This window comes from Rothia uropygialis (genome assembly GCF_004137765.1).
Classification (GTDB): Bacteria; Actinomycetota; Actinomycetes; order Actinomycetales; family Micrococcaceae; genus Rothia.
Genome location: NZ_NOIS01000005.1, coordinates 239,472 through 263,479, shown reverse-complemented (window position 1 = coordinate 263,479; position 24,008 = coordinate 239,472). Strand labels below are relative to the sequence as shown.

General features: G+C 61.4%; 23 protein-coding genes and 1 tRNA gene. 15 read left to right on the top strand and 9 right to left on the bottom strand.

Features of this window, described 5'->3' with window-relative positions:
• Positions 1-115: 115 nt before the first annotated feature.
• The 10 genes from eno (at position 116) to ilvA (ending at position 10,672) form a co-directional block, all read left to right on the top strand.
• Positions 116-1,405, top strand: coding sequence for a phosphopyruvate hydratase (eno, locus tag EWV35_RS12295; protein WP_129662282.1), 1,290 nt, complete (start codon positions 116-118; stop codon positions 1,403-1,405).
• 114 nt (positions 1,406-1,519) lie between these two features.
• Positions 1,520-2,167, top strand: coding sequence for an FtsB family cell division protein (locus tag EWV35_RS12290; protein ID WP_129662281.1), 648 nt, complete (start codon positions 1,520-1,522; stop codon positions 2,165-2,167).
• A gap of 43 nt (positions 2,168-2,210) precedes the next feature.
• Complete coding sequence (locus EWV35_RS12285; RefSeq protein ID WP_238654490.1) at positions 2,211-2,813, top strand: DUF501 domain-containing protein; 603 nt, start codon at positions 2,211-2,213, stop codon at positions 2,811-2,813.
• A 15-nt stretch (positions 2,814-2,828) separates the two neighbouring features.
• The gene (locus EWV35_RS12280) at positions 2,829-3,800 is read left to right on the top strand and encodes a Ppx/GppA phosphatase family protein (protein ID WP_129662280.1); all 972 of its coding nucleotides are present in this window, start codon (positions 2,829-2,831) and stop codon (positions 3,798-3,800) included.
• Between the two features lie 6 nt (positions 3,801-3,806).
• Positions 3,807-5,258, top strand: coding sequence for a S8 family serine peptidase (locus EWV35_RS12275; RefSeq protein WP_129662279.1), 1,452 nt, complete (start codon positions 3,807-3,809; stop codon positions 5,256-5,258).
• Positions 5,259-5,357: 99 nt separating this feature from the next.
• Positions 5,358-6,743: an NAD(P)/FAD-dependent oxidoreductase gene (locus tag EWV35_RS12270; RefSeq protein ID WP_129662278.1), complete on the top strand. Its 1,386-nt coding sequence runs from the start codon at positions 5,358-5,360 to the stop codon at positions 6,741-6,743.
• Positions 6,744-6,824: 81 nt separating this feature from the next.
• A tRNA-Leu gene (locus tag EWV35_RS12265) sits at positions 6,825-6,901 on the top strand.
• Between the two features lie 165 nt (positions 6,902-7,066).
• Positions 7,067-7,921: a Bax inhibitor-1/YccA family protein gene (locus tag EWV35_RS12260; RefSeq protein ID WP_129662277.1), complete on the top strand. Its 855-nt coding sequence runs from the start codon at positions 7,067-7,069 to the stop codon at positions 7,919-7,921.
• Between the two features lie 112 nt (positions 7,922-8,033).
• Positions 8,034-9,365 (top strand): AI-2E family transporter, encoded by a 1,332-nt coding sequence (locus EWV35_RS12255; protein WP_129662276.1) that lies wholly within the window; start codon positions 8,034-8,036, stop codon positions 9,363-9,365.
• A gap of 56 nt (positions 9,366-9,421) precedes the next feature.
• On the top strand, positions 9,422-10,672 hold the full coding sequence (ilvA, locus tag EWV35_RS12250) for a threonine ammonia-lyase (RefSeq protein ID WP_129662275.1): 1,251 nt from the start codon (positions 9,422-9,424) through the stop codon (positions 10,670-10,672).
• 110 nt (positions 10,673-10,782) lie between these two features.
• Here ilvA and greA read toward each other — a convergent pair whose 3' ends face one another.
• Both greA and EWV35_RS12240 read right to left on the bottom strand, forming a co-directional pair.
• Positions 10,783-11,283 (bottom strand): transcription elongation factor GreA, encoded by a 501-nt coding sequence (gene greA / locus EWV35_RS12245; protein WP_129662274.1) that lies wholly within the window; start codon positions 11,281-11,283, stop codon positions 10,783-10,785.
• A gap of 177 nt (positions 11,284-11,460) precedes the next feature.
• Entirely contained in the window at positions 11,461-11,874 is a 414-nt protein-coding gene (locus EWV35_RS12240) for a DUF4307 domain-containing protein (protein WP_165168566.1), read from the bottom strand.
• A gap of 180 nt (positions 11,875-12,054) precedes the next feature.
• Between EWV35_RS12240 and mca the strand changes: the two genes are divergently transcribed.
• The gene (gene mca / locus EWV35_RS12235) at positions 12,055-12,993 is read left to right on the top strand and encodes a mycothiol conjugate amidase Mca (RefSeq protein ID WP_238654530.1); all 939 of its coding nucleotides are present in this window, start codon (positions 12,055-12,057) and stop codon (positions 12,991-12,993) included.
• Positions 12,990-13,358, top strand: coding sequence for a hypothetical protein (locus EWV35_RS12230; RefSeq protein ID WP_193554110.1), 369 nt, complete (start codon positions 12,990-12,992; stop codon positions 13,356-13,358). Before mca ends, EWV35_RS12230 begins: the two co-directional genes overlap by 4 nt.
• A gap of 6 nt (positions 13,359-13,364) precedes the next feature.
• Here EWV35_RS12230 and trhA read toward each other — a convergent pair whose 3' ends face one another.
• Positions 13,365-14,168 carry a PAQR family membrane homeostasis protein TrhA gene (gene trhA, locus EWV35_RS12225; RefSeq protein WP_129662271.1) on the bottom strand — a complete coding sequence of 268 codons (804 nt, stop codon included), beginning with the start codon at positions 14,166-14,168 and terminating at the stop codon, positions 13,365-13,367.
• A gap of 193 nt (positions 14,169-14,361) precedes the next feature.
• Here trhA and EWV35_RS12220 point away from each other — a divergent pair, with 193 nt between their 5' ends.
• The 3 genes from EWV35_RS12220 to EWV35_RS12210 are packed head-to-tail and all read left to right on the top strand — an operon-like array spanning position 14,362 to position 16,204.
• Positions 14,362-15,123 (top strand): isoprenyl transferase, encoded by a 762-nt coding sequence (locus EWV35_RS12220; protein ID WP_129662270.1) that lies wholly within the window; start codon positions 14,362-14,364, stop codon positions 15,121-15,123.
• 8 nt (positions 15,124-15,131) lie between these two features.
• Positions 15,132-15,659: a prepilin peptidase gene (locus tag EWV35_RS12215; protein WP_129662269.1), complete on the top strand. Its 528-nt coding sequence runs from the start codon at positions 15,132-15,134 to the stop codon at positions 15,657-15,659.
• 59 nt (positions 15,660-15,718) lie between these two features.
• On the top strand, positions 15,719-16,204 hold the full coding sequence (locus tag EWV35_RS12210) for an NUDIX hydrolase (RefSeq protein WP_129662268.1): 486 nt from the start codon (positions 15,719-15,721) through the stop codon (positions 16,202-16,204).
• A 77-nt stretch (positions 16,205-16,281) separates the two neighbouring features.
• On the opposite strand, the gene EWV35_RS12205 is transcribed toward EWV35_RS12210, so the two are convergent.
• From EWV35_RS12205 to EWV35_RS12180, 6 genes are all read right to left on the bottom strand, one after another.
• Entirely contained in the window at positions 16,282-18,027 is a 1,746-nt protein-coding gene (locus EWV35_RS12205) for a pyruvate dehydrogenase (RefSeq protein ID WP_129662267.1), read from the bottom strand.
• A 174-nt stretch (positions 18,028-18,201) separates the two neighbouring features.
• Complete coding sequence (locus EWV35_RS12200) at positions 18,202-19,953, bottom strand: MDR family MFS transporter (protein ID WP_238654528.1); 1,752 nt, start codon at positions 19,951-19,953, stop codon at positions 18,202-18,204.
• 86 nt (positions 19,954-20,039) lie between these two features.
• The gene (locus tag EWV35_RS12195; RefSeq protein WP_238654487.1) at positions 20,040-20,711 is read right to left on the bottom strand and encodes a TetR/AcrR family transcriptional regulator; all 672 of its coding nucleotides are present in this window, start codon (positions 20,709-20,711) and stop codon (positions 20,040-20,042) included.
• A gap of 187 nt (positions 20,712-20,898) precedes the next feature.
• Positions 20,899-22,305: a class II fumarate hydratase gene (locus EWV35_RS12190; protein WP_129662265.1), complete on the bottom strand. Its 1,407-nt coding sequence runs from the start codon at positions 22,303-22,305 to the stop codon at positions 20,899-20,901.
• Between the two features lie 37 nt (positions 22,306-22,342).
• Positions 22,343-22,981, bottom strand: coding sequence for a carbonic anhydrase (locus EWV35_RS12185; RefSeq protein WP_129662264.1), 639 nt, complete (start codon positions 22,979-22,981; stop codon positions 22,343-22,345).
• 76 nt (positions 22,982-23,057) lie between these two features.
• Positions 23,058-23,759 (bottom strand): DUF4245 domain-containing protein, encoded by a 702-nt coding sequence (locus EWV35_RS12180; protein WP_129662263.1) that lies wholly within the window; start codon positions 23,757-23,759, stop codon positions 23,058-23,060.
• Positions 23,760-24,008 lie beyond the last annotated feature (249 nt).

Genomic DNA, 24,008 nt, shown 5'->3' with positions numbered 1-24,008 from the left:
GTATGGGGAGTGAGAACGGCCCCACCGTGCGGGAGCAGTTCAGAATTTCCCACAAACTCACTAGGCTCGGTACAGAAAAGCCAATTCATCCTTCACGATTTTTAGGAGCATCCAGATGGCTATCATCATCGACGTTCATGCCCGTCAGATTCTCGATTCCCGAGGCAACCCGACCGTAGAGGTCGAGGTCCTTCTCGAAGACGGAAGTTTCGGTCGCGCCGCCGTTCCCTCCGGCGCGTCCACGGGCGAGTTCGAGGCGGTCGAGCGCCGCGACGGAGACAAGAGCGTCTACCTGGGCAAAGGTGTCCTGGACGCAGTCAAGGCGGTCATCGAGGAGATCTCTGAGGTCGTCATCGGCCTCGACGCCACGGACCAGCGCGTGGTCGACGCCGCGATGCTCGAGCTCGACGGCACCGACAACAAAGGCAAGCTGGGCGCCAACGCAATTCTGGGTGTGTCCCTCGCTGTTGCCCGTGCGGCCGCCGAAGCGTCGGATCTGCCCCTTTACAAGTACCTCGGCGGACCCAACGCCCACGTTCTGCCGGTCCCGATGATGAACATCCTCAATGGTGGCTCTCACGCGGACTCCAACGTGGACATCCAGGAATTCATGATTGCCCCGATCGGCGCGCCGAATTTCGCAGAAGCCTTGCGCTATGGTGCGGAGGTATACCACGCGCTCAAGTCCGTCCTGAAGGATCGCGGGTTGGCGACGGGCCTCGGTGACGAAGGCGGTTTCGCTCCCAATCTCGATTCGAACCGGGCCGCACTCGACCTGATCCTCGAGGCCATCGAGAAGGCTGGTTACACGCCGGGCAAGGATGTTGCTCTGGCCCTGGACGTCGCCTCTTCCGAATTCTTCAACAAGGAAGACGGCACCTACTCCTTCGAAGGCGGACGCAAGACCGCTCAAGAAATGACGGCCTACTACGACGAACTCGTCAATGCGTACCCGCTCGTGTCGATCGAGGATCCGCTCGACGAAGACGACTGGGACGGCTACCAGACCATCACCCGGCAGCTCGGCGCGAAGGTCCAGATCGTCGGTGACGACCTGTTCGTGACCAACCCCGAGCGGCTCGGCAAGGGCATCAAGCTCGGAGCCGCCAACGCCCTGCTGGTCAAGGTCAACCAGATCGGCTCGTTGACGGAGACCTTCGACGCGATTTCTCTGGCGCAGACCAACGAATTCCGTTGCATGGTTTCTCACCGGTCCGGAGAGACCGAGGACACCACGATCGCGGATATCGCCGTGGCAACCAACGCCGGCCAGATCAAGACCGGTGCCCCGGCACGGTCGGAGCGGGTTGCCAAGTACAACCAGCTTCTGCGCATCGAAGAGGAATTGGGCGGTGCGGCGACTTACGCCGGAGCCTCCGCTTTCCCGCGTTTCTCCGCCGAGTAGTATCTACGCCGGATATCCGATGACGACGCCCCGCCGGGTTCTTACGGGCGGGGCGTCGTTCGGTAGAGTGAGGGTTCGAAAGCTCCTTCCCCTGCTTCGAGAGGTCCGATCGCTATGAAGAACCCCTTCTCAGCCGCGGCTCGCCGTCTCCGTCGCAAGAAGGCGGATAGCTCGAACGATCTCACGGGCGAACCGTACGAGACCCGTTCCGAATCCCCGTCGCGGGAACCCCAGACGCTAGGGTTCGGATCGTGGCGGCAGAAGCGTGTCGTTGAGCGCGCCGAGCCGAGCGGAAGCACTGCGTTTCGCGACCCCAAATCCTCTGACGAGGACCAAATCGGTCGCGAGGACTGGGGCGACGTCGAGGACACCCGAGCACCCGTAGCTGCCAGGACTTTTTCAGGCAGGACCGTATTGCTGCTCCTGATCATCCTGGCCCTCGTCGTTCCTCTGGCCCCCACGGTGCACCGGTACTTTGCCCAGCAGGCAGAGATCAACAGTTTGCAGCAGGATATTTCCCACCTCAAGGACGAGCAACAGGACCTCAAGGATCAGAATGACCGCTGGAACGACGACGACTACGTCCGCCAGCAAGCCCGAGAACGGTTGTTCTACGTCAACCCGGGGGAAACACCGTATGTGGTGACGGGCAAGGACAAGCAGAGTGACCAGGCCGACGACTCATCGGCCGAAGCGACCACGTCGACTCCGCCCTCGTGGGGAGAGAACCTGTGGACGTCGCTGTCGGAGTCGTCGAAATGACCCACGCACAATCCGTGAAAGCAGCACCTCGAGAAGGAGTTCGGTGACTCAGAAATCAGCCGCTCAAGAACCCGGCGGATTCGGCGCCAGCCAGGCCACCCTGGACCCGACCCAACAGGATCTGCTCGTACTCTCGCGCGAGTTGGGGCGGAGCGTGCGTGACGTCGTCGAAATCCCGGCTCGGTGTGTCTGCGGGAACCCGCTGGTTGCCGCGACGGCACCTCGATTGTCGAACGGTTCGCCGTTCCCGACCGTTTTCTATCTGGCCCACCCGATCATTACGCAGGCCGCTTCCCGGTTGGAAGCCGCCGGCCTGATGTACGACATGACGGACCGCATCACGCGGGACCAAGCATTGGCCAAGGCATATCAGGCTGCTCACCAGAATTACCTCGACGAGCGCGAACGGGTGCGTCTCAAAGCAGGCACGGACCCGGTTCCGGAGATCGCTGGAATATCCGCCGGCGGGATGCCGCAACGGGTCAAATGCCTTCACGCCGTGCTCGGCCATACACTGTCGGTGGGCGAAGGAATCAACCCCTTCGGGGACGAGACCTTGCATGCCATTGAGCAGTGGTGGTCACCCGAACAATGCGCCTGCGACCCAGCGTGGCGCGAAGAATCGTCACCGTCGGAACAGGCCTAAGGAGCACGGACAACTATGCGCGTTGGAGCTATAGATTGCGGCACCAATTCGATTCGCCTGCTCATCGCGGACGTCGAGAAGAATTCGTCAGAGGGGATGCCCCCGAAGGTCACCGACATCGTCCGCCAAATGCGGGTCGTTCGGTTGGGCGCGGGAGTCGACGCAACCGGCTGGCTGGCACAGGCTTCCCTGGACCGGACCTTCGCGGCCGCAGAGGAATACGCGGCGTTGATCAAGAAGCACAAGGTCAAACACGTTCGCATGGTCGCGACGAGTGCGACCCGAGACGCGGGCAATCGTGATGCCTTCGTCGAAGGAATCACAGAGCGGCTCGGGGTCGCTCCAGAAGTCATCTCAGGTTCGGAAGAAGCCGAGCTGTCCTTTTACGGTGCCGCCGCGACCATCCAGGCCGCCCACAGCGGACGGGACTTGATCGTCGACGTCGGAGGAGGATCCACGGAATTCGTCTTGGGGGACGAGAACGGCGTGATCGCGTCCCGGTCGGTCAATATAGGTTGCGTTCGGTTGACCGAGCGGCACCTGAGCTCCAATCCGCCGACCGAAGGCCAGGTTCGGCGGCTCCTGGACGACGTCGATGTTGCCGTCACCACGGCGCTCGATTCGGTGGCGATCGGAACCGCAACGCGCCTGGTCGGTGTGGCCGGCTCCGTCACAACGGTCACCGCACAGGCTCTCGGCCTCAAAGAATACGACCCGGATCGGATCCACGGCAGCGAACTGAGCATCGATGCGGTCTCCGAGGCCGCGCGGGCACTGACCAACATGACACGTCAGGAACGTTCCGAACTCGGGATCATGCATGAGGGCCGCGTCGACGTGATCGGTGCGGGCGCTCAGATCTGGGCACGTATTGCGGAACGAACTTCCGAACTGACTGACGGTCGCATAACCACGTGCACCGCGAGCGAACACGACATCCTGGACGGTATCGCCCTGTCCGTCGCCGCTGCACGGAAGAAGCCCTGAGTCATCATGGGGCACGAGCGCGGTCTTCGGGTTGTGGCGGCGGCTCTGGTAGCGGGAATTGTCTCCGTCACTGCCGTTACGTCTGCCCATGCGGAACCGGGCCCATTGCCCGTTGTCCCGGTCGTCTCGTCCCATCCCAAGGGCGACGATGTCAGGGACCACGAGTACTGGCTCGACGAATTGGGCATCCGCTCCGCGTGGAAACAAACGACCGGCAAAGGCGTCAAAGTCGCCGTGATCGATACCGGCGTGGACGGAAACCACCAGGACCTCACGGGAAATGTGGAGTCGGGTAAGGACGTGTCCAAGGGAGGCACCTCGGACGGCTGGAAACCGGTCGGAGCCGAACCCGAACACGGCACCCTCGTTGCGTCGATGATAGCGGGGCACGGACACGAAGGCCGCGATGCGAACAAGGCTCCTAAAGGGGAGCCGGGGCACGGCGCAGGCGTGATCGGCATTGCTCCCGAAGCCAGCATCGTCCCGATCTCTGCGTGGTTGGGAACCCAGAACCCCGGCGGCGTCGCGGTCGAAGACCAGATTCCGCGAGCCGTGCGGGAAGCCGTTGACTCGGGTGCCAAAGTCATCAACCTTTCGGTTGGTTCGTCAAAGACCGATTGGCCGGAATCGTGGGATCAGGCCTTCGAATATGCGCAGGACCACGATGCCGTGGTGGTCGCCTCGGCGGGCAACCGAGGCTCCGGGGTGACACAGGTTGGCGCGCCGTCGACTATCCCCGGGGTACTCTCAGTGGGCGGCGTGGACCGCCAGGGAAAGGCATCGTGGGATTCCTCGGCGCAAGGGATCTCGATCGCCGTTGCGGCTCCGAGCGAGGACCTCATCGGCGCAATGCCCGAGAACAAATACGGACTCTGGTCCGGTACATCGGCCTCAGCACCGATGGTCTCCGGGGTTCTCGCCTTGATGAGGCAGAAGTATCCCGACGAGTCCTCCGCCCAAATCATCAAGCGGCTCATCGACACGGCCAAAGACCAGGGCCCGCCGGGCCGTGATCCCCAATACGGGTACGGGGTCGTCGATCCGATGGCCGCTCTGACGCGAGACGAAGACGTCTCGGGGGTTCGAGACAATCCGTTGGGTTCCGTCGCCGCGTGGGCGAAGATTCATCGTCGGGCGGATCCCACGGACGAGCCCAGCGATCCTCCGGCGGAAGAACACACGGTGGGGGAGAAGATCGATCCAGTCGCCGCCCCCGAGGCGGCCCCGGGTCCACATGTGAACCTTCTGCTGCCGATCGGGCTGATTGCCGCGGTTGCCGGCTGGATGTGGCTGCTGGCCGCCGGAACCGTCGCCAGACTGCGGAGAATTCTGGGCTCGCCACCTCACCCTCCGAGGCGAGTCCTGGCCGAATATCTTGGGCTGGGAAAACGCGGCAGGAACTCTCAAGGGGTATTGGAAGATCAAAGAAGTACAGATTTCTGGGGGCGTAGGCAATAAAGCGGCGGAAACCCGGATAGCGGCGTAAGGTTTTGGATGGCAATATGGGGATTCGAGACCATCGCAGTCCACACATCTCAAGGGAGTAGCATTTATACCATGTCTTTTAACCAGGTGGCGAACGATCGCCCTCGCGTTCTGATAGTTGGCGGCGGATACGTCGGATTCACCGTAGCAACCAAGATCCAGAAGGCCATCAAGGCTTCGGGCGGCGTTGTGACCGTGGTCGACCCCAACCCGTACATGACCTACCAGCCGTTCCTGCCCGAGGTGGCCGCCGGCAGCATCGAGGGGCGCCACGCAACCGTTCCGCTGCGCCAGCACCTCCAGGACTGCGAAATCTTGGGCGCTCGGGTCGAGAAGGTCGACCACGAGTCGAAGACCGCTATTGTGCGCGGCAATGACGACGGTGACACCTACGAACTCAAATACGATCAGATCGTGATCGGCGCCGGTTCCGTAACCCGTGCTTTCCCGATTCCTGGTTTGGCCGAGGCCGCGATCGGCATGAAGACCGTCGAAGAAGCCGTCCACGTTCGTAACTGGGTGCTTGACCGCATCGAAACCGCGTCCCTGCTCAAGGACGAGGCGGCTCGCCGTCGTGCCCTGACGTTCGTGGTGGTCGGCGGCGGTTTCGCCGGCGTAGAGACCATCGCAGAGCTCGAGGACATGGCTCGCGACGCGGTTTGCCGCAACTCCCGCCTTCGCGTTTCCGACCTACGTTTCGTGATGATCGAGGCCATGGGCCGGATCATGCCGGAGGTCCCGGAGGACCGCGCCGAGTCGGTGGTCGCGCACCTGCGTTCGCGCGGCATCGAAGTACTGTTGAATACCTCCTTGGGCGAGGTCGACGGAGACACCTGCAAACTGATCAACATGGGCGACAAGTCGCCGGCCGGTGAGGTCGAGACTCAGACGCTGATCTGGACTGCCGGTGTCATGGCCGCCCCGTTCCTCAAGAACTCCTCATTGCCGATCGATGAGCGCGGCCGTGTCCGTGTGGGCGCAGATCTGCGCGTCACCGGCGACGACGGTGCCCTTGAGGGTGCTTGGGCCGCCGGAGACAACGCTGCCGTTCCGGACCTGACCGGCAAGGGCGTGGGCGGCTTCTGTGTCCCCAACGCTCAGCACGCGTCACGTCAGGCCGTCACGCTGGCCGAGAACCTGTTGGCCGCACGCAACGGTGGACAGCTCAAGGACTACTACCACGAGAATCTGGGTGCCGTGGCCGGTTTGGGCGTCTACAAGGGCGTTGCCAACATCAAGGGCCGTTCCTTCGAAGGACCCGTGGCCTGGCTCATGCACCGTGGATACCACGGCATGGCGATCCCGACCGTCGAGCGGACCACTCGTGTGGCCGCGAACTGGTTGCTGGGCACGATCTTCGGCAGGGACACCTCCCCGATCCGCAATGAGCGTTCCCCGCGGCTGCCCTTCCAAGAGGCAACCGGAACCGCTCCGAAGGAAGAGAAGGCTCGACTCTGATCCGACTTCAGTTCCCGTAATATCGGAGAACGACCAATGACACCACCCCGTACTTTCGCGTGAAAGTGCGGGGTGAGTCTCGCCCCAGTAGCCCAATCGGCAGAGGCAGCGGACTTAAAATCCGTTCAGTGTGGGTTCGAGTCCCACCTGGGGCACCAGAGATATCCATCATTTTCTCGCCCGAGAGCGGAATGGCCGGTATTGCCCTGATGTCCTGGCGCGCCATTCTGTAGAATGGAAAAAATCCCGGGTATGCTTCGGCCGGAGCCACAGGCACGGTGCGCTCGTCCCGGGGGACCACCGCTTGAGAATCGAGGAATCCCATGGGACGTGGAAATCCCCTGATCAGGCGCATGAACAATGATGCGCAGCGAACCGACCATGCTTACGCCGGACAGCCGCAGCAGGGCCAGTACGGGCAGAACCGCTATGGCCAGCCCCAGGGCGACCCACAGCAACAGGCGCCGAGCGCCGCGTCTTTGAATCAGATGTACAACGCTCCCGCGGCAACATCGGCGGATATGCAGCGGGCGACCATGGACGACGTCGTGGTCAAGACTTTGAGCATGCTCGGTCTGATTGCCGTCGGCGGAGCCGTCGGTTGGTTCCTGGGCGGAATTTCCGCTCTCTTCGGGATCATCGGATTCGTCCTGGCGATGGTCGTGATCTTCAAGCGTAAGACTTCGCCAGCCCTAGTGATGGCTTACGCGGTGTGCGAGGGGCTCTTCCTCGGCGGTATCTCTCGTATATTCGAGTCCCAGTTCGGCGGCATCGTCTTGATGGCCGTCGTATCAACACTGGTGGTATTCCTCGGCATGCTGGCCCTCTATGCGAAAGCCGGGGTCCGGATCTCGGGCAAGACCGCGAAGGTCTTGGCCATCGGGATGGTCGCCTACCTGGTCTTTATCGTCGGAAACCTGATTTTCGGCGCCTTCACCGGCTCGTCGATGCGCGACTTCACGATCTTCGGCATCCCCGTGGGAATCATCATCGGTTTGCTCGCCGTGATCATGGCCTGCGCATGCCTCATCCAAGATTTTCAGCAGATCGACGGCGCACTGCGCGCGGGGGTTCCCCAGAAGGAATCCTGGCGACTCGCATTCGGTTTGATTGTCACGCTCGTGTGGCTGTACGTCGAGATTCTTCGTCTCCTCAGTTACTTCATGCCGAGGAATTAGCGGAATCATTTATTCGGGTACGTTTCCCAAACCGACCGGGGCCTCACCTCAAAGGTGAGGCCCCGGTGCCGTCTTCAGAGAAAGAACCACCATCACCTCTATGATGAAATCTATGAACTCGAGTTCGAACGTGACCGCAGAAAACATCTCAGAAGTCCGTGGGGCCAAGAACGGAGGCTCGGGACGCCCATCGACCGGGCCCGATATCCCATACGCTCTCAATGTCGCGGCCGCCTGGTCGTGGCGGATCATCGTGATTCTGGCGATGGCGGGTGTCGTCGTCTTCCTCTCGCGTTCGGTAAGCACCGTGATTATTTCGGTTCTGGTGGCCGCATTGATTGCCGGGCTTCTTTCTCCCTTCGTGTTGTGGCTTCGCGGGAAGAAAGTGCGAGCCGGTATCGCCACCGCGATCGTTGAACTGGGCGGAATCGTTCTGGTCCTCGGTCTTTTGACCCTGGTCGGTCAGCAGCTGGTCAAAGGCTTCTCCCAGCTCTCCGACCAGCTCGTCACCGGCTATCACGAACTCATGCAGTGGCTCTCCGACGGGCCACTGCAGTTGTCGGTGGGCGAAGTCGACAACGCCATCAGCTCGCTGACCACCACGGCCAAGGAGAATTCCAGCCAGCTCATGAGCGGTGCGGCGGCCGTCGGTTCGACCGCCGGAGAAGTCGGCACCGGTTTGCTGATCATGTTGTTCACCCTGATCTTCTTCCTGCTCGAAGGAGAGAAGATCTGGCTCTTCATGCTCAAGTTCTTCCCCCGCAAAGCCCGGCAGGCGGTCAACGGCGCCGGACGCCGAGGATGGCACTCTCTGGTTTCCTACACCCGCGTGCAGGTCCTCGTGGCGTTTGTCGATGCGTTGGGTATTGGACTGGCCGCCCTGATCCTCGGTGTGCCGCTGGCTTTCCCTCTGGGCGTCCTGGTCTTCTTGAGCTCATTCATACCGGTTATCGGTGCCCTCGTCTCCGGCGCGGTGGCCGTATTGCTGGCCCTGATTGCCAACGGACCGATCAACGCGGTCATCATGCTGGCCGCGGTACTTCTGGTCCAGCAAGTCGAGTCCCACATTCTTCAGCCGCTCGTCATGGGCAAAGCCGTCTCCTTGCATCCTCTGGCGGTTGTGCTCGCGGTGGCCCTCGGATCAATGGTCTTGGGCATCATCGGTGCGCTTTTCGCCGTTCCTGTTCTCGCTGTGGTGAACACCGTGATCCGTTACCTGGCCAACCGGGAATGGGAGGACGACCCCAATATTCGAACCACCCCGTATGCCTTTGAGTGGGAGATACGACGGGCTCAAAAGAAGTCCGCGGCCCAGAAGGTCAAGGAAAGGCTTTCCAAGAGCAACGGTTCCACGAAAGCCCCCGCGGCCGACACCGATGCGCCGGACGTCCAGAACGCGGACGACGAGGGATCGCCCTCGACTCAGGTGTCCAACGAAAAGTAGTTTGTCGTGAGTGGGCCAACGCCCATGACGGCAGTATCCGAAGTAAGGATGGATCAGTGACCCCTTTGGAAAATCTCCCTGTCCAGATCGAGGACATAGAACAAGCGGCCCAGCTTGTGGAAGGGATCATTGAGAGGACTCCTATCGCGCATTCTCGAGCGCTCGAACGGAAGATTGGTTCGCCGGTCTATTTCAAGTGCGAGAACCTGCAGCGTTCCGGATCATTCAAGGTGCGAGGCGCCTACAACCGTATAGCCCAGCTCAGCGACGAGGAGAAGGCCGCGGGCGTGGTCGCTGCCTCCGCCGGCAACCACGCGCAAGGAGTTGCGCTGGCAGCGTCGAAATTGGGAATCACCGCTCGTATCTACATGCCACAGGGCGCGGCCCTGCCGAAGATAGCGGCGACCCAAGGACACGGTGCAGAGGTCATCCTCCACGGGGACACGGTGGACGAGGCCTTGGCCGAGGCTCAACGATACTCGGACGAGACGGGCGCGGTGTTCGTTCACCCTTTCGACAACAAGAACATCGTGGCGGGCCAGGGAACGCTCGGCACCGAAATCATCGCCCAAGTGCCCGAGGTTGACACCATCATCACCGGCGTCGGCGGCGGGGGTCTTCTGGCCGGCGTGGCCGTAGCGGCCAAGAACCATGAGGCCAGAACCGGCAAGAAGATCCGAGTGATCGGCGTTCAGGCCGAGCACGCGGCCGCCTATCCTCCGTCCCTGGCCGCGGACGCGTTGGTCCCTCTCAAGAAGGTCTCGACGATCGCAGACGGCATTGCGGTGGGCCGTCCGGGCCAGTTGCCCTTCTCCATCATCAAAGAGCTTGTTGACGACGTCGTCACGGTATCCGAAGACGACCTCGCCCGTGCTCTCATCTTCCTGATCGAGCGCAATAAGCTCGTGGTCGAACCGGCCGGAGCCGTCGGCGTCGCCGCCTTGATGAATGGCAAACTCAACGAGAAATACGGCAACCTCGGCTCGACCGTGTGCCTACTCTCGGGCGGCAACATCGATCCCATGCTGATGCTGAAGGTGATCCAGCGGGGTCTCTCGGCCGCAGGACGCTACCTGACGGTCAAGATCATGTTGACCGACCACCCGGGGGAGCTGCGCGACATTTCCCGTATCATCTCGGACTGCGATGCAAACGTGACAGGTGTGGACCACACGCGCGTCGGCGGCTCGCTGTCGATGGGGGACGTGTCCATCACGATCGACATGGAGACAAAGGGGGAGGAGCACAGCAACGAAGTGCTTCAGGCCCTCGAAGCCGAGGGCTTCACACCGATGGTCGTCGGCTGACGACGTAGCGTGCGTGGGAGCCAACCGGCCTCCCAGACGCTCTGAGACGACAAAAATCCGGACCCGCCGATAGCGGGTCCGGATTTTTCATGACGTCTGGAAGGGATGGACTAGTACGGCTTGGCCGAGAGGACCTTCAACTGAATGTCCTTTCCGTTGGGCGCCTTGTAGGACAGCTGGTCGCCGACCTTGTGGCCGTGGATGGCCTGGCCCATGGGGGACTTCTCGGAGAAGACCTGGATGTCTTGGTCGCCCACGAGCGTCTCGGCGACCTCGCGGCTGCCGAGGAGGAAGGTCAGCTTCTTGCCGCCGATTTCCGCTTCGACAAGCATGCCGGATTCGACGACTCCGTCGTCCGCGGGCTTGGCGCCGACTTCGGCGTTCTCGAGCAAGTAACGCAACTGGGCGATGCGGCCCTCATTCTTGCCTTGCTCTTCCTTGGCCGCATGGTAGCCACCGTTCTCGCGCAGGTCGCCCTCTTCGCGAGCAGCTTCGATGCGGTCGACGATCTCCTGGCGCTTGGGACCCTCACGATCATCGAGTTCGGCCTGGAGGCGGTCGAAAGCCTCCTGGGTCAGCCACGTGCCATTTTCGGTGGTTTCTTCTGACATGATGTCTCCTTGGTGCGACGCCGCGGCCGTGATTTTCACGGTGGTTCCTGCGAGGAAGGGGTTGACCTCCCCACACGGCGTCTGAACGGATAGATAAAACCCGCCAGGGCAAACCCATGGCGGGAGACGTCAAGGTTCAATTGTAGCTAGTGACGCACGGAACTGAAAACTAATCTTTTAGCTTGACTTCCAGCAGGAGTCCACGGTCGCCGTATGGGCTTGTGAGGTAGTGCGAAGGCTGACCCTGTGGGTCGAGGTCTTGTTCTTCAGCTGATCGGCCGGGACCTCGCCGACAGTGATCTCTTTCCACCCCACGATCGCGTGCTGGTCGTTGAGAGCCTGAACGGCGCAGGTGACTTGCTGATCAGGTTCCTTGGTCAGCTCGAAATCGAGCGTGACTGCATCAGCGCGGGAGTCGTCGAAGCTCACTTCCTTGAAGGACGGAGCTTGTGAGTTTCCGTACGCGAGCCACGCCACGAATACAGCCGCCAGCACTACAAGCACGGCGACGATGCCCCACCATGCACGTTTGGAGAGATGACGTGCAGAACGGTTCTTGCCGTATCGCTGGTCTAGAGTGGAAGTGGTCAATTTTGGGAAAACCTGTCCATAGTCTGCGGGCCCGCCCGCGAGAGCCCTGCAAAGGCGTAGGGGGCTGCGGATGGGAACCGTGAAGTACTCTCTACTGTATCGAAAAGAATGAGGTGTCAGTACGTGACAAGCGCTCAAGAATCTGCCTCGACACAGGCGAAGCGCTCTGGACAGCACGAGCTGGAGTCGGACTACACCGGCCTGAGAATCCTCGCGGTTCATGCGCACCCTGACGACGAGTCGAGTAAGGGCGCGGCATCGATGGCTGCGTACGCACGTCGCGGAGCCCGGGTGATGGTTGTCTCATGTACCGGTGGTGAGCGTGGGTCGATTCTGAACCCAGGCGTCGAGGAGAACCCGAGATCGCACTGGGATCTGGCAGGGTTGAGGCACCGAGAGATGGCAGGCGCCCGAGAAGCCCTCGGAGTCGAGCACCGTTGGCTCGGATTCATGGATTCCGGACTGCCGGAAGGCGACCCGCTCCCTCCTCTGCCGTGGGGATGCTTCGCGAAGACCCCGTTGGAACGGGCGGCCGCTCCGTTGATTCGAGTGGTCCGCGAATTCCAGCCCCATGTGATCCTTGCCTATGACGAGAACGGCGGTTATCCCCATCCGGACCACATCATGGCGCACAAGGTCGCCATCGAGGCGTGGGAGGCCGCCGGCGACCCTCGCCGCTACCTCGCCGAGGGAGACGCGTGGGAGCCGCTCAAGCTCTATTACGACCGCGCCTTCAATGTGGACCGCTTTCTGGCTTTCCACAAGGCCTTGGAAGAACGTGGCATGGAGTCGCCTTTCGCCGAGCGCATCGCGATGTTCACCGAGTCTGAGCCGGAAGGTGCACCGCCGGTTTCGCGCCATCAGACCACGACGCAGATTCCGTGCTCGGACTGCTTCGACGTCCGGGACCAGGCCCTGAAATCGCACGTTTCTCAGGTCGACCCGGACGGCTTCTTCTTCGCCGTCACCAACGACCTGCAGCGCGAGATCTGGCCGTATGAAGACTACGTGCTCGCCGCGAACCGGGTTGAGACGGAACTTCCGGAATTCAGCTTCGCCGAGGGCATCGACTACAAACAGGCACCGGCTACTCGTTTAGGAAATGATCAAGCCTCATGATGAACGCCAGCTCTACCGTTGTGCACCTTTCCGCGGGACTTCTCGCTGACGGAGAGTCGCCGAGCCTGAAACCGGGGCTGGACGCAAATCAGGTCTCGCCCGGCGTCGTGGGCTTTCTGCTGACACTGTTGCTGGCGGTTCTGATCATCCTGGTGGCTCTCGATCACACCCGGAGGCAACGTCGCCTCAAGAACCGTTTCGACTATGCGATGGCCCGTGAGGCGGAAGAGCGAGAAGCCGCCGGACAGGACGGCACCGAAACGGCCACCGGCGTCGAGGAGTCCGACCCGGATCCGGCCGCACACGGGAACCAAAGTGCCGATCAGCACCCCGACTCGGGATCGAGCCGAGAAGGGCGCATCTAGAACCGCTCATACGTAGATCGAGAAGACTACCGCGATGTAGTGGCACGCGAAGCCGAGGATCGTGCAGACATGAAATAGCTCGTGGAACCCGAAGACTTGAGGTGAGAGCACGGGTCGTTTGAGAGCGTAGAAGGCCGCCCCGACGATGTAGAAAACTCCACCCAAGCAGATGAGGATCGTCGCTACGGGACTGACCGACCAGAAATCGGCCATGTAGAACAGGGCCATGAGCCCCATAACCACGTACAACGGTGTGTAGAGCATGCGCGGTGCTCCGGTCCAGAAAACCCGGAAGGCGATGAGCAAGAGCGCGCAGGCCCAAACGCTCCAGAGCAGGATTGCGGTCCGCGGCTGGTCCAACAACGTCAGCGCCAACGGCGTATACGTTCCCGCGATGACCAGAGAAATGTTGGAGTGATCTAACCTCTTGAAAGTCATCCGTGCCCTGTCCTGCCAGTACGCGCGGTGGTACATCCCGGAAACGGAGAAGAGCACGACGCTGGTCAATCCGAAGACGGCGCAAGCAGCCGAGCGCGCACCGCCTCCGGCCAGGACAATCAGGACGATCCCTGCCGCGAAGGCCAGGGGTGCGAAGGACGAGTGAATCCATCCCCGCCACAGGGGTTTGCGTTCCAGAACGTCGTGAAAGCGGTCCGCCGCCGCAGTGGCGACGTCCTCAGCCTTTGCTGTTGCCGCACGAGCGGCAGGGCCGGAATTCTTCCCGAACGGCCTCTGGTGGTGTGAATCCGCGTTACCGCTGGCCGGCCTGGGTCTTCCGGTAGGTCCTTGTCGGTTTGAGTGCGAGCTCATGCGTTGGGGTCCTCTCGAGCGCGGGCGGTTCATGTGAAGTCTATTAGGGTGCATCGTGAAGCGCCTGTGTGACTGTGGACGTGCACATCGGTCAGGGGCGAGAGAAGGTACGGTTAAGCCACAAAGGATCTCTGGTCGGTTGCTGCACGACGTCGGGATCTGCCATACAAACCTCTCGGGTCAAAGGAACATCATGAAGCTAGTCAAGCCTCTGTACAGCGTGTACGAGCGCAATCTGGCGGCTTCAATACCTTCCGAACGCTTGCCCCACCATGTCGGTGTCATGGTGGACGGGAACCGCCGTTGGGCTGCCCTCATGGGCCAAACCACCAAACACGGTCACCAGAAGGGCGCCGAGCGCATCATAGAATTCCTCGGATGGTGCCGCGAGCTCGGAATCAACGTCGTGACCCTCTATATGCTTTCGACCGAGAACCTGAAGCGGCCGGCCTCCGAACTGGGGGACCTCATCGGTGTCATTGACGACCTCCTGCATGAGCTTGGCAAGAGCCGAATCGCGCGTCTGCAACCTGTAGGGGCTCTGAATCTGCTTCCCGAGGGGCTGCCGGAGACGGTCGCGAATGTCACGGAACAGACCGCTGACGTGGACGGACTGCACGTGAATATTGCTGTCGGGTATGGCGGACGCCAAGAGATCGTCGATGCCGTTCGGGAATTGCTGAGCGACGCCGTCCACGCCGGCCGCGATATCGCCGACGTCGCAGAAGGGCTCACCGCGGACGACATTTCGAGCTATCTCTACACGAGGGGCCAGCCCGATCCCGACCTGGTGATTCGCACCTCGGGCGAGCAGAGGCTCTCCGGGTTCATGGTCTGGCAGTCGGCCTACAGCGAATTCTATTTCTGTGAAGCCCTCTGGCCTGATTTCCGCCGCGTTGATTTCCTGCGCGCTTTGAGGGACTACGCTGGACGGCAGCGCCGCTTCGGATCCTAGAGCAGTCGATGATCGATGTGATCTGCACATGGTGGGGCAGAGGCGGCCCAGGCATCGTCGCCGGAGCGACCGGCGGCCTCTGCATTGGGCTCTACGTGCTCGCCATCGGACGGTTGAGCTGGATCGACGCCCATGAGCACCTCCTTCCGCGGCGCATAGTCCGGCCTCTATACCCCGTCTTGGGCGGTGGGCTCTCCACCGCCGCCTGGTGTGCGGACGAGGCCGATCGGATGATTACGTCGGTCTTCGGCGCTCTGCTGACAGGAGGGGTTTATGCGGCCATGCGCTTGCTGTCCCCGCGATCCGTCGGGCGTGGAGATATCAGGTTGGCGCCGCTGCTCGGTGGGGCGTGCGGCTTTGTATCGGTTCCTCACGCGGTTGCGGGCATTGTGCTGACTTTCGGCGCGTGCGGCCTGTGGGCGTTGTTTCTGCTCGTGCTGCGGAGGATTGAGCCCCGTGGCCACGTCGCCCTGGGCCCATGGATGGGTGGCTGCTCGGCCGCGGCATGGTTGGCCTTGCCCGAAAGCATGGTGTGAACGCCCGCGAGTAAGGTGGGTGCTGATGTCGACGTCGTCTCCAGAAGGAGCAAGCCCACATGCCCACACCGGACTTCATCCTGTCACTGCGCGAGAAAATCGGACATGACCCATTGTGGATGCCTGGAGTGACGGCCGTGATTTTTGATGAGCGAGGTCGTGTCCTTTTGTGCCGCCGCTCGGACAACGGCGCCTGGACCCCCATCACCGGAATCGTGGATCCGGGAGAAGAACCCGCGGTAACGGCCATCCGCGAGGCCGAGGAAGAAGCCGGCGTCGTGATTGAAGTCGAAGGCCTCGCATCGGTCAAGGCCAACCCGCCGCAGACATTCACCAATGGAGACCGAGCTCAGTTCCTCGATCTGACTTTCCGATGCCGCTACGTTTCCGGAACGGCCCGCGTGAACGACGAGGAATCCACGGAAGTCGCATGGGCCGACTTCGATGACCTCCCGGAGATGAGCGAGCGGATGCGTTACCGGATTCGAACGGCCTCCGAATTCACCGGCCGTACAGAGTTTTCCCTGGAGGGCCTCGAGCCGTGAACGACAAAAGCGTTGCGTGAAAAAGGCTGTCTCAGAGAGAGTCTTTTTCACGCAACGCTGTTATGTGAGGTCGGTTACTACCTCAGTGCATTGATGTTGCGCATATTCGACCGAGCCATCGAAACGGCCTCACCCGCGCCGCGGTTGAACACGATCTTGGACATCGCGGTCGCGAAGCCGAAGACCATGCTGTTGTTGATCTGCGGGGGAACCGAGAGGGCCAGCGGATCCGTGATGACCTCCACGACGCTCGGGCCGTTGTATGCGAGGGCGTCTTCGTAGGCTTTTTGCAGCTTCCGGGGATCGGTCACGCGAATCGCGTGGAAACCCATCGCCTTGGCCACGTCGGCGTAGTTGATGTCGGGGACGTCGACGCCGTAGTCCTGCAGACCATCGACCATCATCTCCATCTTGACCATGCCAAGTGTCGAGTTGTTGAACACCACGATGTTCAGCGGCAACTGGTACATCGAGGCGGTCGCGAGTTCGCCCATGAGCATCGAGAGACCGCCGTCACCCGACATCGAAATGACCTGACGGTCCGGGAAGGCCACCTGTGCGCCCACGGCCTGTGGCAATGCGTTGGCCATTGACCCGTGCAGGTAGGAGCCGATCAAGCGCCGGGTTCCGAGCGGGTTGATGTACCGAGCGGACCAGACGTTGCACATGCCGGTATCTGCGGTGAAGATCGCGTCCCTGTCGGCGACCTGGTCCAGCAGGGAAGCAGCGTACTCCGGGTGGATCGGCTTGTGCTTCTCCACGTTGCGCGTGTAGGCGCCGACGGCCTTGTTCATGATGGTGTCGTGCCGCTTGAGCAACTTCTCCAGGAACTTTCGATCCGTCTTGCGATCCACCGCGGGGAGCAGCTTCTCCAGCGTCTCCAGGACGCTGCCTTCGATCTGGAGATCCACGTTGGTGCGTCGGCCCATGTGCTCGGGTGCGATGTCGACCTGGATGGTCTTGGTATCCGGCAGGAACTGGTCGTACGGGAAGTCCGTGCCGAGCATAATCATCAGATCGGCGTCGTGAATGCCTTCCGCGGCGGCACCGTAGCCCAGCAGACCCGTCATGCCGACGTCGAACGGGTTGTCGTACTGAATGAAGTCCTTGCCGCGCAGGGAGTGCCCGATGGGGGCCGCGATCTTGTCGGCCAATTCGACGACGACGTCGTGGGCGCCCTTGGCACCGGCACCGACGAACAGAGCAACCTTGTTGGCGTTGTTGATCTCGGTGGCGAACTCGCTAATCGTCGCATCCGAAGGAACCTTCGGGGAGCGGCGGAGGTTGCCGATTTCCGGTGCTTCTGCGGTGGCGTCTTCATCCGCGAGGTCGCCCGGGAGAGTCACCACGGAAACTCCGGACTGGCCGACCGCGTAGCGGATCGCGGTCGAGAAAACACGCGGGGCCTGGTCAGTCGTGGAGACCAGCTCGTTGTAGACGCTGCACTGCTCGAACAGGCGGTCGGGATGGGTCTCCTGGAAGTAACCCTGGCCGATCTGAACACTGGGGATCTGTGAGGCGATGGCAAGGACGGGGGCCTGGGAGCGGTTCGCATCAAACAGCCCGTTGATCAGGTGGAGGTTGCCCGGACCGCAGGAACCGGCACACACGGCGAGTTCACCGGTCAGCTGGGCTTCGGCGCCCGCGGCGAATGCGGCAGCTTCTTCGTGCCGGACATGCACCCAGTCGATGCCGCCCTTCTTGGCGCCGCCTGTGGCGCGCACGGCGTCCACGATGGGGTTGAGGGAGTCACCGACAATGCCGTAGATGCGGTGTACGCCGGCCTCGACCAGTTGCTTCACGATCTGTTCTGCGAGTTTCAATGTTCCTCGATTCTTTGTCGATCGGATTCGACCTAACTCAATCACGCTTCTACTTACTTCAACTAGGCCTTTAAACAGACTATTCCGCCCCAGGCCTTCTTGAGGGTCGAATCACAAAGAAGGCGGGGCGGAATAGTGTTGTGCGGAACATTTCCGCGGTTTTGCGGGTGTTTCCTAGCGTTCGGTGGACTGGTGCACGGCGGCCTCCTCCTCCGGGTCGACTCGCGCGGCGTGACGTCCCCTGTATCCCTTGACGGTTTCGTCCGCGGAGGGATTCGAGGTTTCGGACCCCTCGGTCGCACCAGCCGAGGTCGAGGCGGTGTTGGTCGAAACGACGGGGAAACTACCCGTCATCAGCCCCTGGTAGGCAACTTCTGCTTCTTCGCCGTCGATCGCTTCGCCCCTGGCGACCATTCCGGAGACCGAACGGAGCGGAATTTCTTTGAGGAAGAACGCGAGGACGAATGCCAAGGCCATGAAGGGCAGGAGATACCAGAATACGGGTGCCAATGACTCCGCGTACGCACGAACCACGCCGTCCCTCAGGAAATCAGGCATATCGTTGAGCATCTGCGGTGTCAAGGACGAAGCCGAGTTCCCGCCGGCGCCTTCGGCCCCTTGCGCGGCTTCCGGCGGCAACGACGTGAACAGATCGCCGAGCTTCGTCGATAGCTGCGAGGTGAACATTGCACCGAAGATCGCGACGCCAACCGAGGAGCCCATCTCACGGAAGTAGTTGTTCGCACTTGTGGCCGTACCCAACTGGGTGAAGGGAACCGAGTTCTGGACGACCAGCACGACAACCTGCATGATGAGGCCCAGGCCGAAGCCGAAGCTGAAGAGCATCGCGCAGATGACCCATACCGGGGTATCGGCCGTCAGAGAGGTCATCCATACCATCACGGCCGAGGTCACCAGGGTTCCGATGAGCGGGTAGGCCTTGTACTTGCCGGTCTTCGAAATCAAATTACCCGAGACGATCGAGGTGAGCATCAGGCCCGCCATCATCGGCAACATCAGCAGCCCCGATGCCGCGGCCGACGTCCCGGTCGACATCTGAAGGAAGGTGGGGATGAAGGCGAGGGCCGCGAACATACACATACCCAGGAAGAATCCGATCGCCGTCGCGATGATGAAGATCCGGTTCTTGAACAGGGTGAGTGGAATGATCGGGTCACTGGCCTTGGACTCGGTCAACACGAAGACGAAGCCGGCCAGGAGCGCGCCGGCGCCCCACATCCAGGTCTCGATCGCGTCCCAGCCGTGGGTTTCGGATCCGCCGAAATCGGTGAAGAAGATCAGGCAGGTCGTGGTAATCGACAAGAAGATGACGCCCAGGATATCGATTCGATGCTCCGGGCGGTGGGACGGCAGCTTCAGGAACACCATCGCGACGATCAGTGCGATGACGCCGAGCGGAACGTTGACATAGAAGCACCACTGCCACGTCAGGTGGTCCACGAAGAACCCGCCCAGCAGCGGGGCGATGACGGCGGACATGCCGAATACGGATCCCATGACACCCATGTAGCGTCCGCGCTCCTTGGCGGGGATGATGTCACCGATGATCGCCTGGGCCAGAATCATCAGACCACCGCCGCCCAGGCCCTGAATCGCACGGAAGATCACGAAGAACCAGAAACTCGTGGACAACGAGATGACCAGGGAGGCGCCCGTGAAAATCACCAGCGCGATGAGGAACAGGTTTCGGCGCCCCAAGGTGTCACCGAATTTGCCGTAAATGGGCATGACCAGGGTTGACGCCAGCAAATAGGCCGTGGTGACCCACGTCTGGTGCTCGACGCCGCCGAGGTCGCCGACAATGGTGGGCAGAGCCGTCGAAACGATTGTCTGGTCCATGGACGCCAAGAACATGGCGACCAAGAGAGCCGCGAAGATGGTCCAAATCCTTCGCTTGGTCAGCAGAAACTTACCGTCAGCGTTAGTAAGCTGCTGGTTGCGCCGCGACTTCTTGCCCGCCGCGGGGGCCGCGCCTTGCGCGGAGGTACTGGTCAATTCGTCTCCTGTAGGGTCGTGCTCGACGCGTCCGTCACGGGGCTGAACCCGATGCGTGCGACATCGTCGTAAGTTTTGATGAGTCTCTCCGGCCCATACGTCGTGGACTCTCCGAGATGCTCTATGTAAAGGTGGCGGACCGTCTCGACGGTCTTGAGCGCGATCATGCGTTCTTCGGACGACAAATGCGGATGCCGCTGTTTGAGGATTTCCGAACGTTCCTGGAAATTGGCTTCCGCCTTCTTGATGAAGTGGTCGATCAATTTCGGATTCTCGGTGAGGATGCCTCGGACGCGTCGCATGTGCGAGGGTCGATAACCGTCCAAGCGAGTGCGCTCAATGTCGGCATACATGCGGATGATTTCCCCGACGACGGAACTGTCCGTGGAATGGTAATCACCCGCGAGATACCTCTCGCGGTAGATCTCTCGGACGTCCTCGGATTCGATGTCGAAGATCGCGTCTTCCTTGTTCGCAAAATAATTGAAAAAGGTGCGGCGCGAAATGCCCGCTCGTGCTGCTGCCTCGTCGACAGTGAATCCGCTGAAGCCGTTTTCTTCCGCGAGGTCCAAACAGGCTTCGTGGATTGCTCGTCGAGTCTCGAATCGCTTGCGCTCGCGGAGTCCCTCGTTACGAGTCTCGGTTCGCAAAAATTCACTTTCTGTCACAAAGTGTATTTTTGCACTCGTCATGGATGAGTGCAAATAAATGCTCTGTGACGTGCAGCTACATGGTGGGCGGGCCTTTTCTTGCCACCGGTTTTGGGCGTAAAAGGGCCGGCGTCCTCGTGGAAATTCGGGAAGTTCACGACGGCGCCGGCCCGGTCACGCGCACCGAAGCGCGTAGTTCGAAAGCCTAGTGGTTTCCGAGCATCTTGGTCACATCAAGGGCTTCATCCAGCTGGTCCTCCGTAACCTCACCGCGCTCCACATAACCCAGCTCGATCACTGCGTCACGCACGGTTGTCTTGTGGGCGACGGCGTGCTTGGCAATCTTGGCCGCGGCCTCGTAACCGATGAGCTTGTTCATGGGAGTCACGGTCGAGGGAGACGCCTCGGCGAGGAACCGGGCGCGTTCTTCGTTGGCCTCCAGACCATCGATCATCTTCGCCGCCATCACACGCGTGGAATTGCTCAGGAGCCGGATCGACTCGAGCAAATTGGCGGCCATGACCGGGATGCCCACATTCAGCTCGAAAGCGCCGTTGGTCGAGGACAGGGCGACGGCGGTGTCGTTGCCGACGACCTGAGCCGCAACCTGGATCACCGCCTCGCAGATGACGGGGTTGACCTTGCCAGGCATGATCGAGGAGCCGGGCTGCAAATCGGGGATGCGCAGCTCACCCAAACCGGTGTTGGGGCCGGAGCCCATCCACCGAATGTCATTGCACATCTTCATGAGCGAGTATGCAATGGTACGCAACTGTCCGGAGGCTTCGACCAGACCGTCGCGGTTGGCCTGCGCTTCGAAGTGATTGCGTGCTTCGGTCAAGGGAAGACCTGTTTCTTCCGCGAGCAATTCGATCACGCGAGCGGAGAACCCGTCCGGGGTGTTGATTCCCGTGCCCACGGCCGTCCCGCCCAAGGGAACCTCGGCCACGCGGGGGAGGGCGGCGTCGATGCGTTCGATGCCGTAACGGATCTGTGCGGCGTAGCCGGAGAATTCCTGACCCAAGGTCACAGGCGTCGCATCCATGAGATGGGTCCGTCCCGATTTGACGACATTCTTGAACTCCTCGGCCTTGTTCTCGAGCGACGTCGCCAATTGGTCCAATGCAGGTTTGAGGTCATTGATCAAAGCCCCTGTCACGGCGACGTGCACCGAGGTCGGGAAAACGTCGTTCGAGGACTGCGAGGCATTGACGTGGTCGTTCGGATGAACCTGGATGCCTTTGGCCTCGAGTGCGCGAGAGGCCAACGTCGCAAGAACTTCGTTGGTATTCATGTTCGAGGACGTGCCGGAACCGGTCTGGAACACATCAATCGGAAAATCCTCGTCGTGTTCGTGCGCGATGACCTCGTCCGCAGCGCTGCGGATGGCCTCTGCCCGATCCTGGTCGAGGACGCCGAGTTCCAGGTTGGCCTGGGCCGCGGCCTTCTTGACGCGCGCTAGAGCGGCGATGTGCGCCGACTCCAAGGTTTTGCCCGAGATCGGGAAGTTCTGGACGGCGCGCTGGGTCTGCGCGCTGTACAGGGCGTTGACCGGTACTCGGACTTCGCCCATGGTGTCGTGTTCGATGCGGAATTCTGTATTTTCAGCCATACCGCCAGTTTAGGCCGAGAGTGCTTCTATTTCCGCTCTAGGACTGAAGATCGTGCGATGAGAAGACGAGCTCGGCCTTCCCATCCCTGAGGTGGTAGAACATGCCGATGACCGCGGTGCGGTTCTCGTCCACGGCATTCGAGATGATTTTCGACTGGTCGATCATGCGCTCGGCGACTTGCCGGGTGTTGGTGCGGACCATTTCGTTCAGCGTGACGTCTTCCTCATCGGAATTGCGACGAGTCTCTATGACGGCCGGCATGATCTCTTCGACCAGGTTCCGCACAAAGCCTGGTGGCATGGCACCGGTCTCGTAGGAATCCTTGGCGGCTGTCACCGCACCGCACGAGTCGTGGCCGAGCACAACCATGAGCGGAACCTGCAGATCCGTGATGCTGTATTCGAGAGAACCGAGGGAAGCGTTGCTGAGCACCTGGCCGGCGGTCCGGACGACGAAGGTGTCGCCCAAGCCCAGGTCGAAGATGATCTCCGCGGCGAGACGGGAATCGGAGCAGCCGAAGATCACGGCGAAGGGATTCTGCCCGCCGGCCAGGGACTCTCGCCGGGCGGCGTCCTGATTCGGGTGGTGGGACTCGCCGGCAACGAATCTGGCGTTGCCGTCCGCCAGTCGCTTCCACGCTTCTTGAGGAGTGATTTGTGCCGGCTTCTCAGACATGTGTTCGGTACCCTTTCGTGGATTTTCTTGATGCAGCCCAACGTGAGCGGACGACACCAGTCGATATTAGGCCTGGTCAGCCGTTTTGCGCGGAACTTGTTGGGGATGGAGAGGTGGCATCGCCGTTCTTGAGGGACTCCATGGACTGGTGCGCCAGATCCTTGAACTCGTCCCGTTCGGCATCGCCGGAGAGGATCAGTGTGGTTCCGTTGACGTCGCCGACGTACGCGGTGGTCCCGTTCCCACCGTTTTTGTCCTGTTTGACGCGGGTGCTCCATGTGACGCCGTCAATATCCGTCTTGCCCGTGGCCGGGGCGCCGTCGGTCTTCTGCGAGATCCACGTCGGGTTGGCCTTGTCGGTCTGGGTGACCGTAATGAAACCTTGGGAGGGTGTCACGAATCCGGCCTCCCAGAAGGGCACGCCGTCCGCCGAACCGGAATTCCAGCGCGCGAAATTCGCGTGCCAGGAGTCGTCCAACTGCGGTGCGACGACGGCGTATCCGGCGGTTTCGCTGGCTTCCTGCGCGGTCTTGGTGAGATCCACATCCGGCCGGTACGACTGGTTGTCCGGTCTGGGTACGAGCCACAGGAAAGGGAGGAGAATGAGAAGGAGAGCGATCATCGAGAAAACCATGGCCCGGACGGGCGTGTTGAGACGTTTTGCCTGAGACTCGGTGAGCTGCGGTTTGACGGGCAACTCGTCACCGTCGGTGCCGTCCCCGCCCGAGGAAGGCTGGCCGGATGGATCTACGGGATTCTCGTTGTTGGATTCGCTCACCCGGCTATTCTGCCGCAGGCGGAGGGATGCTCAAAGCTGACTCATGAAACTCGCGGGCTCTTTCACGGTCGCACCCAGAGACGGGAGCTCGGCCCGCGAAGGATGAGGGCCGCGTCCGTCAGGGACAACCTTTCGTCATATCGGGCGACCTGAGGCCGGTGTCGGGCAGAGCAAGTAAGCTGGGCAGAGCACCCGTGTTGGGCAGACAGGCCCACGGACACCACGTGGCGCGCCACAGGCCGGTGCGTC

Bases quoted from the DNA above. Each gene is read 5' to 3' on its own strand.
- EWV35_RS12260 (WP_129662277.1), top strand. From the start codon at position 7,067: ATGGGACGTGGAAATCCCCTGATCAGGCGCATGAACAATGATGCGCAG.
- EWV35_RS12275 (WP_129662279.1), top strand. From the start codon at position 3,807: ATGGGGCACGAGCGCGGTCTTCGGGTTGTGGCGGCGGCTCTGGTAGCG.
- trhA (WP_129662271.1), bottom strand. From the start codon at position 14,168: ATGAGCTCGCACTCAAACCGACAAGGACCTACCGGAAGACCCAGGCCG.
- EWV35_RS12290 (WP_129662281.1), top strand. From the start codon at position 1,520: ATGAAGAACCCCTTCTCAGCCGCGGCTCGCCGTCTCCGTCGCAAGAAG.
- EWV35_RS12190 (WP_129662265.1), bottom strand. From the start codon at position 22,305: ATGGCTGAAAATACAGAATTCCGCATCGAACACGACACCATGGGCGAA.
- EWV35_RS12255 (WP_129662276.1), top strand. From the start codon at position 8,034: ATGAACTCGAGTTCGAACGTGACCGCAGAAAACATCTCAGAAGTCCGT.
- EWV35_RS12270 (WP_129662278.1), top strand. From the start codon at position 5,358: ATGTCTTTTAACCAGGTGGCGAACGATCGCCCTCGCGTTCTGATAGTT.
- EWV35_RS12210 (WP_129662268.1), top strand. From the start codon at position 15,719: ATGCCCACACCGGACTTCATCCTGTCACTGCGCGAGAAAATCGGACAT.
- EWV35_RS12280 (WP_129662280.1), top strand. From the start codon at position 2,829: ATGCGCGTTGGAGCTATAGATTGCGGCACCAATTCGATTCGCCTGCTC.
- greA (WP_129662274.1), bottom strand. From the start codon at position 11,283: ATGTCAGAAGAAACCACCGAAAATGGCACGTGGCTGACCCAGGAGGCT.
- eno (WP_129662282.1), top strand. From the start codon at position 116: ATGGCTATCATCATCGACGTTCATGCCCGTCAGATTCTCGATTCCCGA.
- EWV35_RS12215 (WP_129662269.1), top strand. From the start codon at position 15,132: ATGATCGATGTGATCTGCACATGGTGGGGCAGAGGCGGCCCAGGCATC.
- EWV35_RS12230 (WP_193554110.1), top strand. From the start codon at position 12,990: ATGATGAACGCCAGCTCTACCGTTGTGCACCTTTCCGCGGGACTTCTC.
- EWV35_RS12220 (WP_129662270.1), top strand. From the start codon at position 14,362: ATGAAGCTAGTCAAGCCTCTGTACAGCGTGTACGAGCGCAATCTGGCG.
- EWV35_RS12185 (WP_129662264.1), bottom strand. From the start codon at position 22,981: ATGTCTGAGAAGCCGGCACAAATCACTCCTCAAGAAGCGTGGAAGCGA.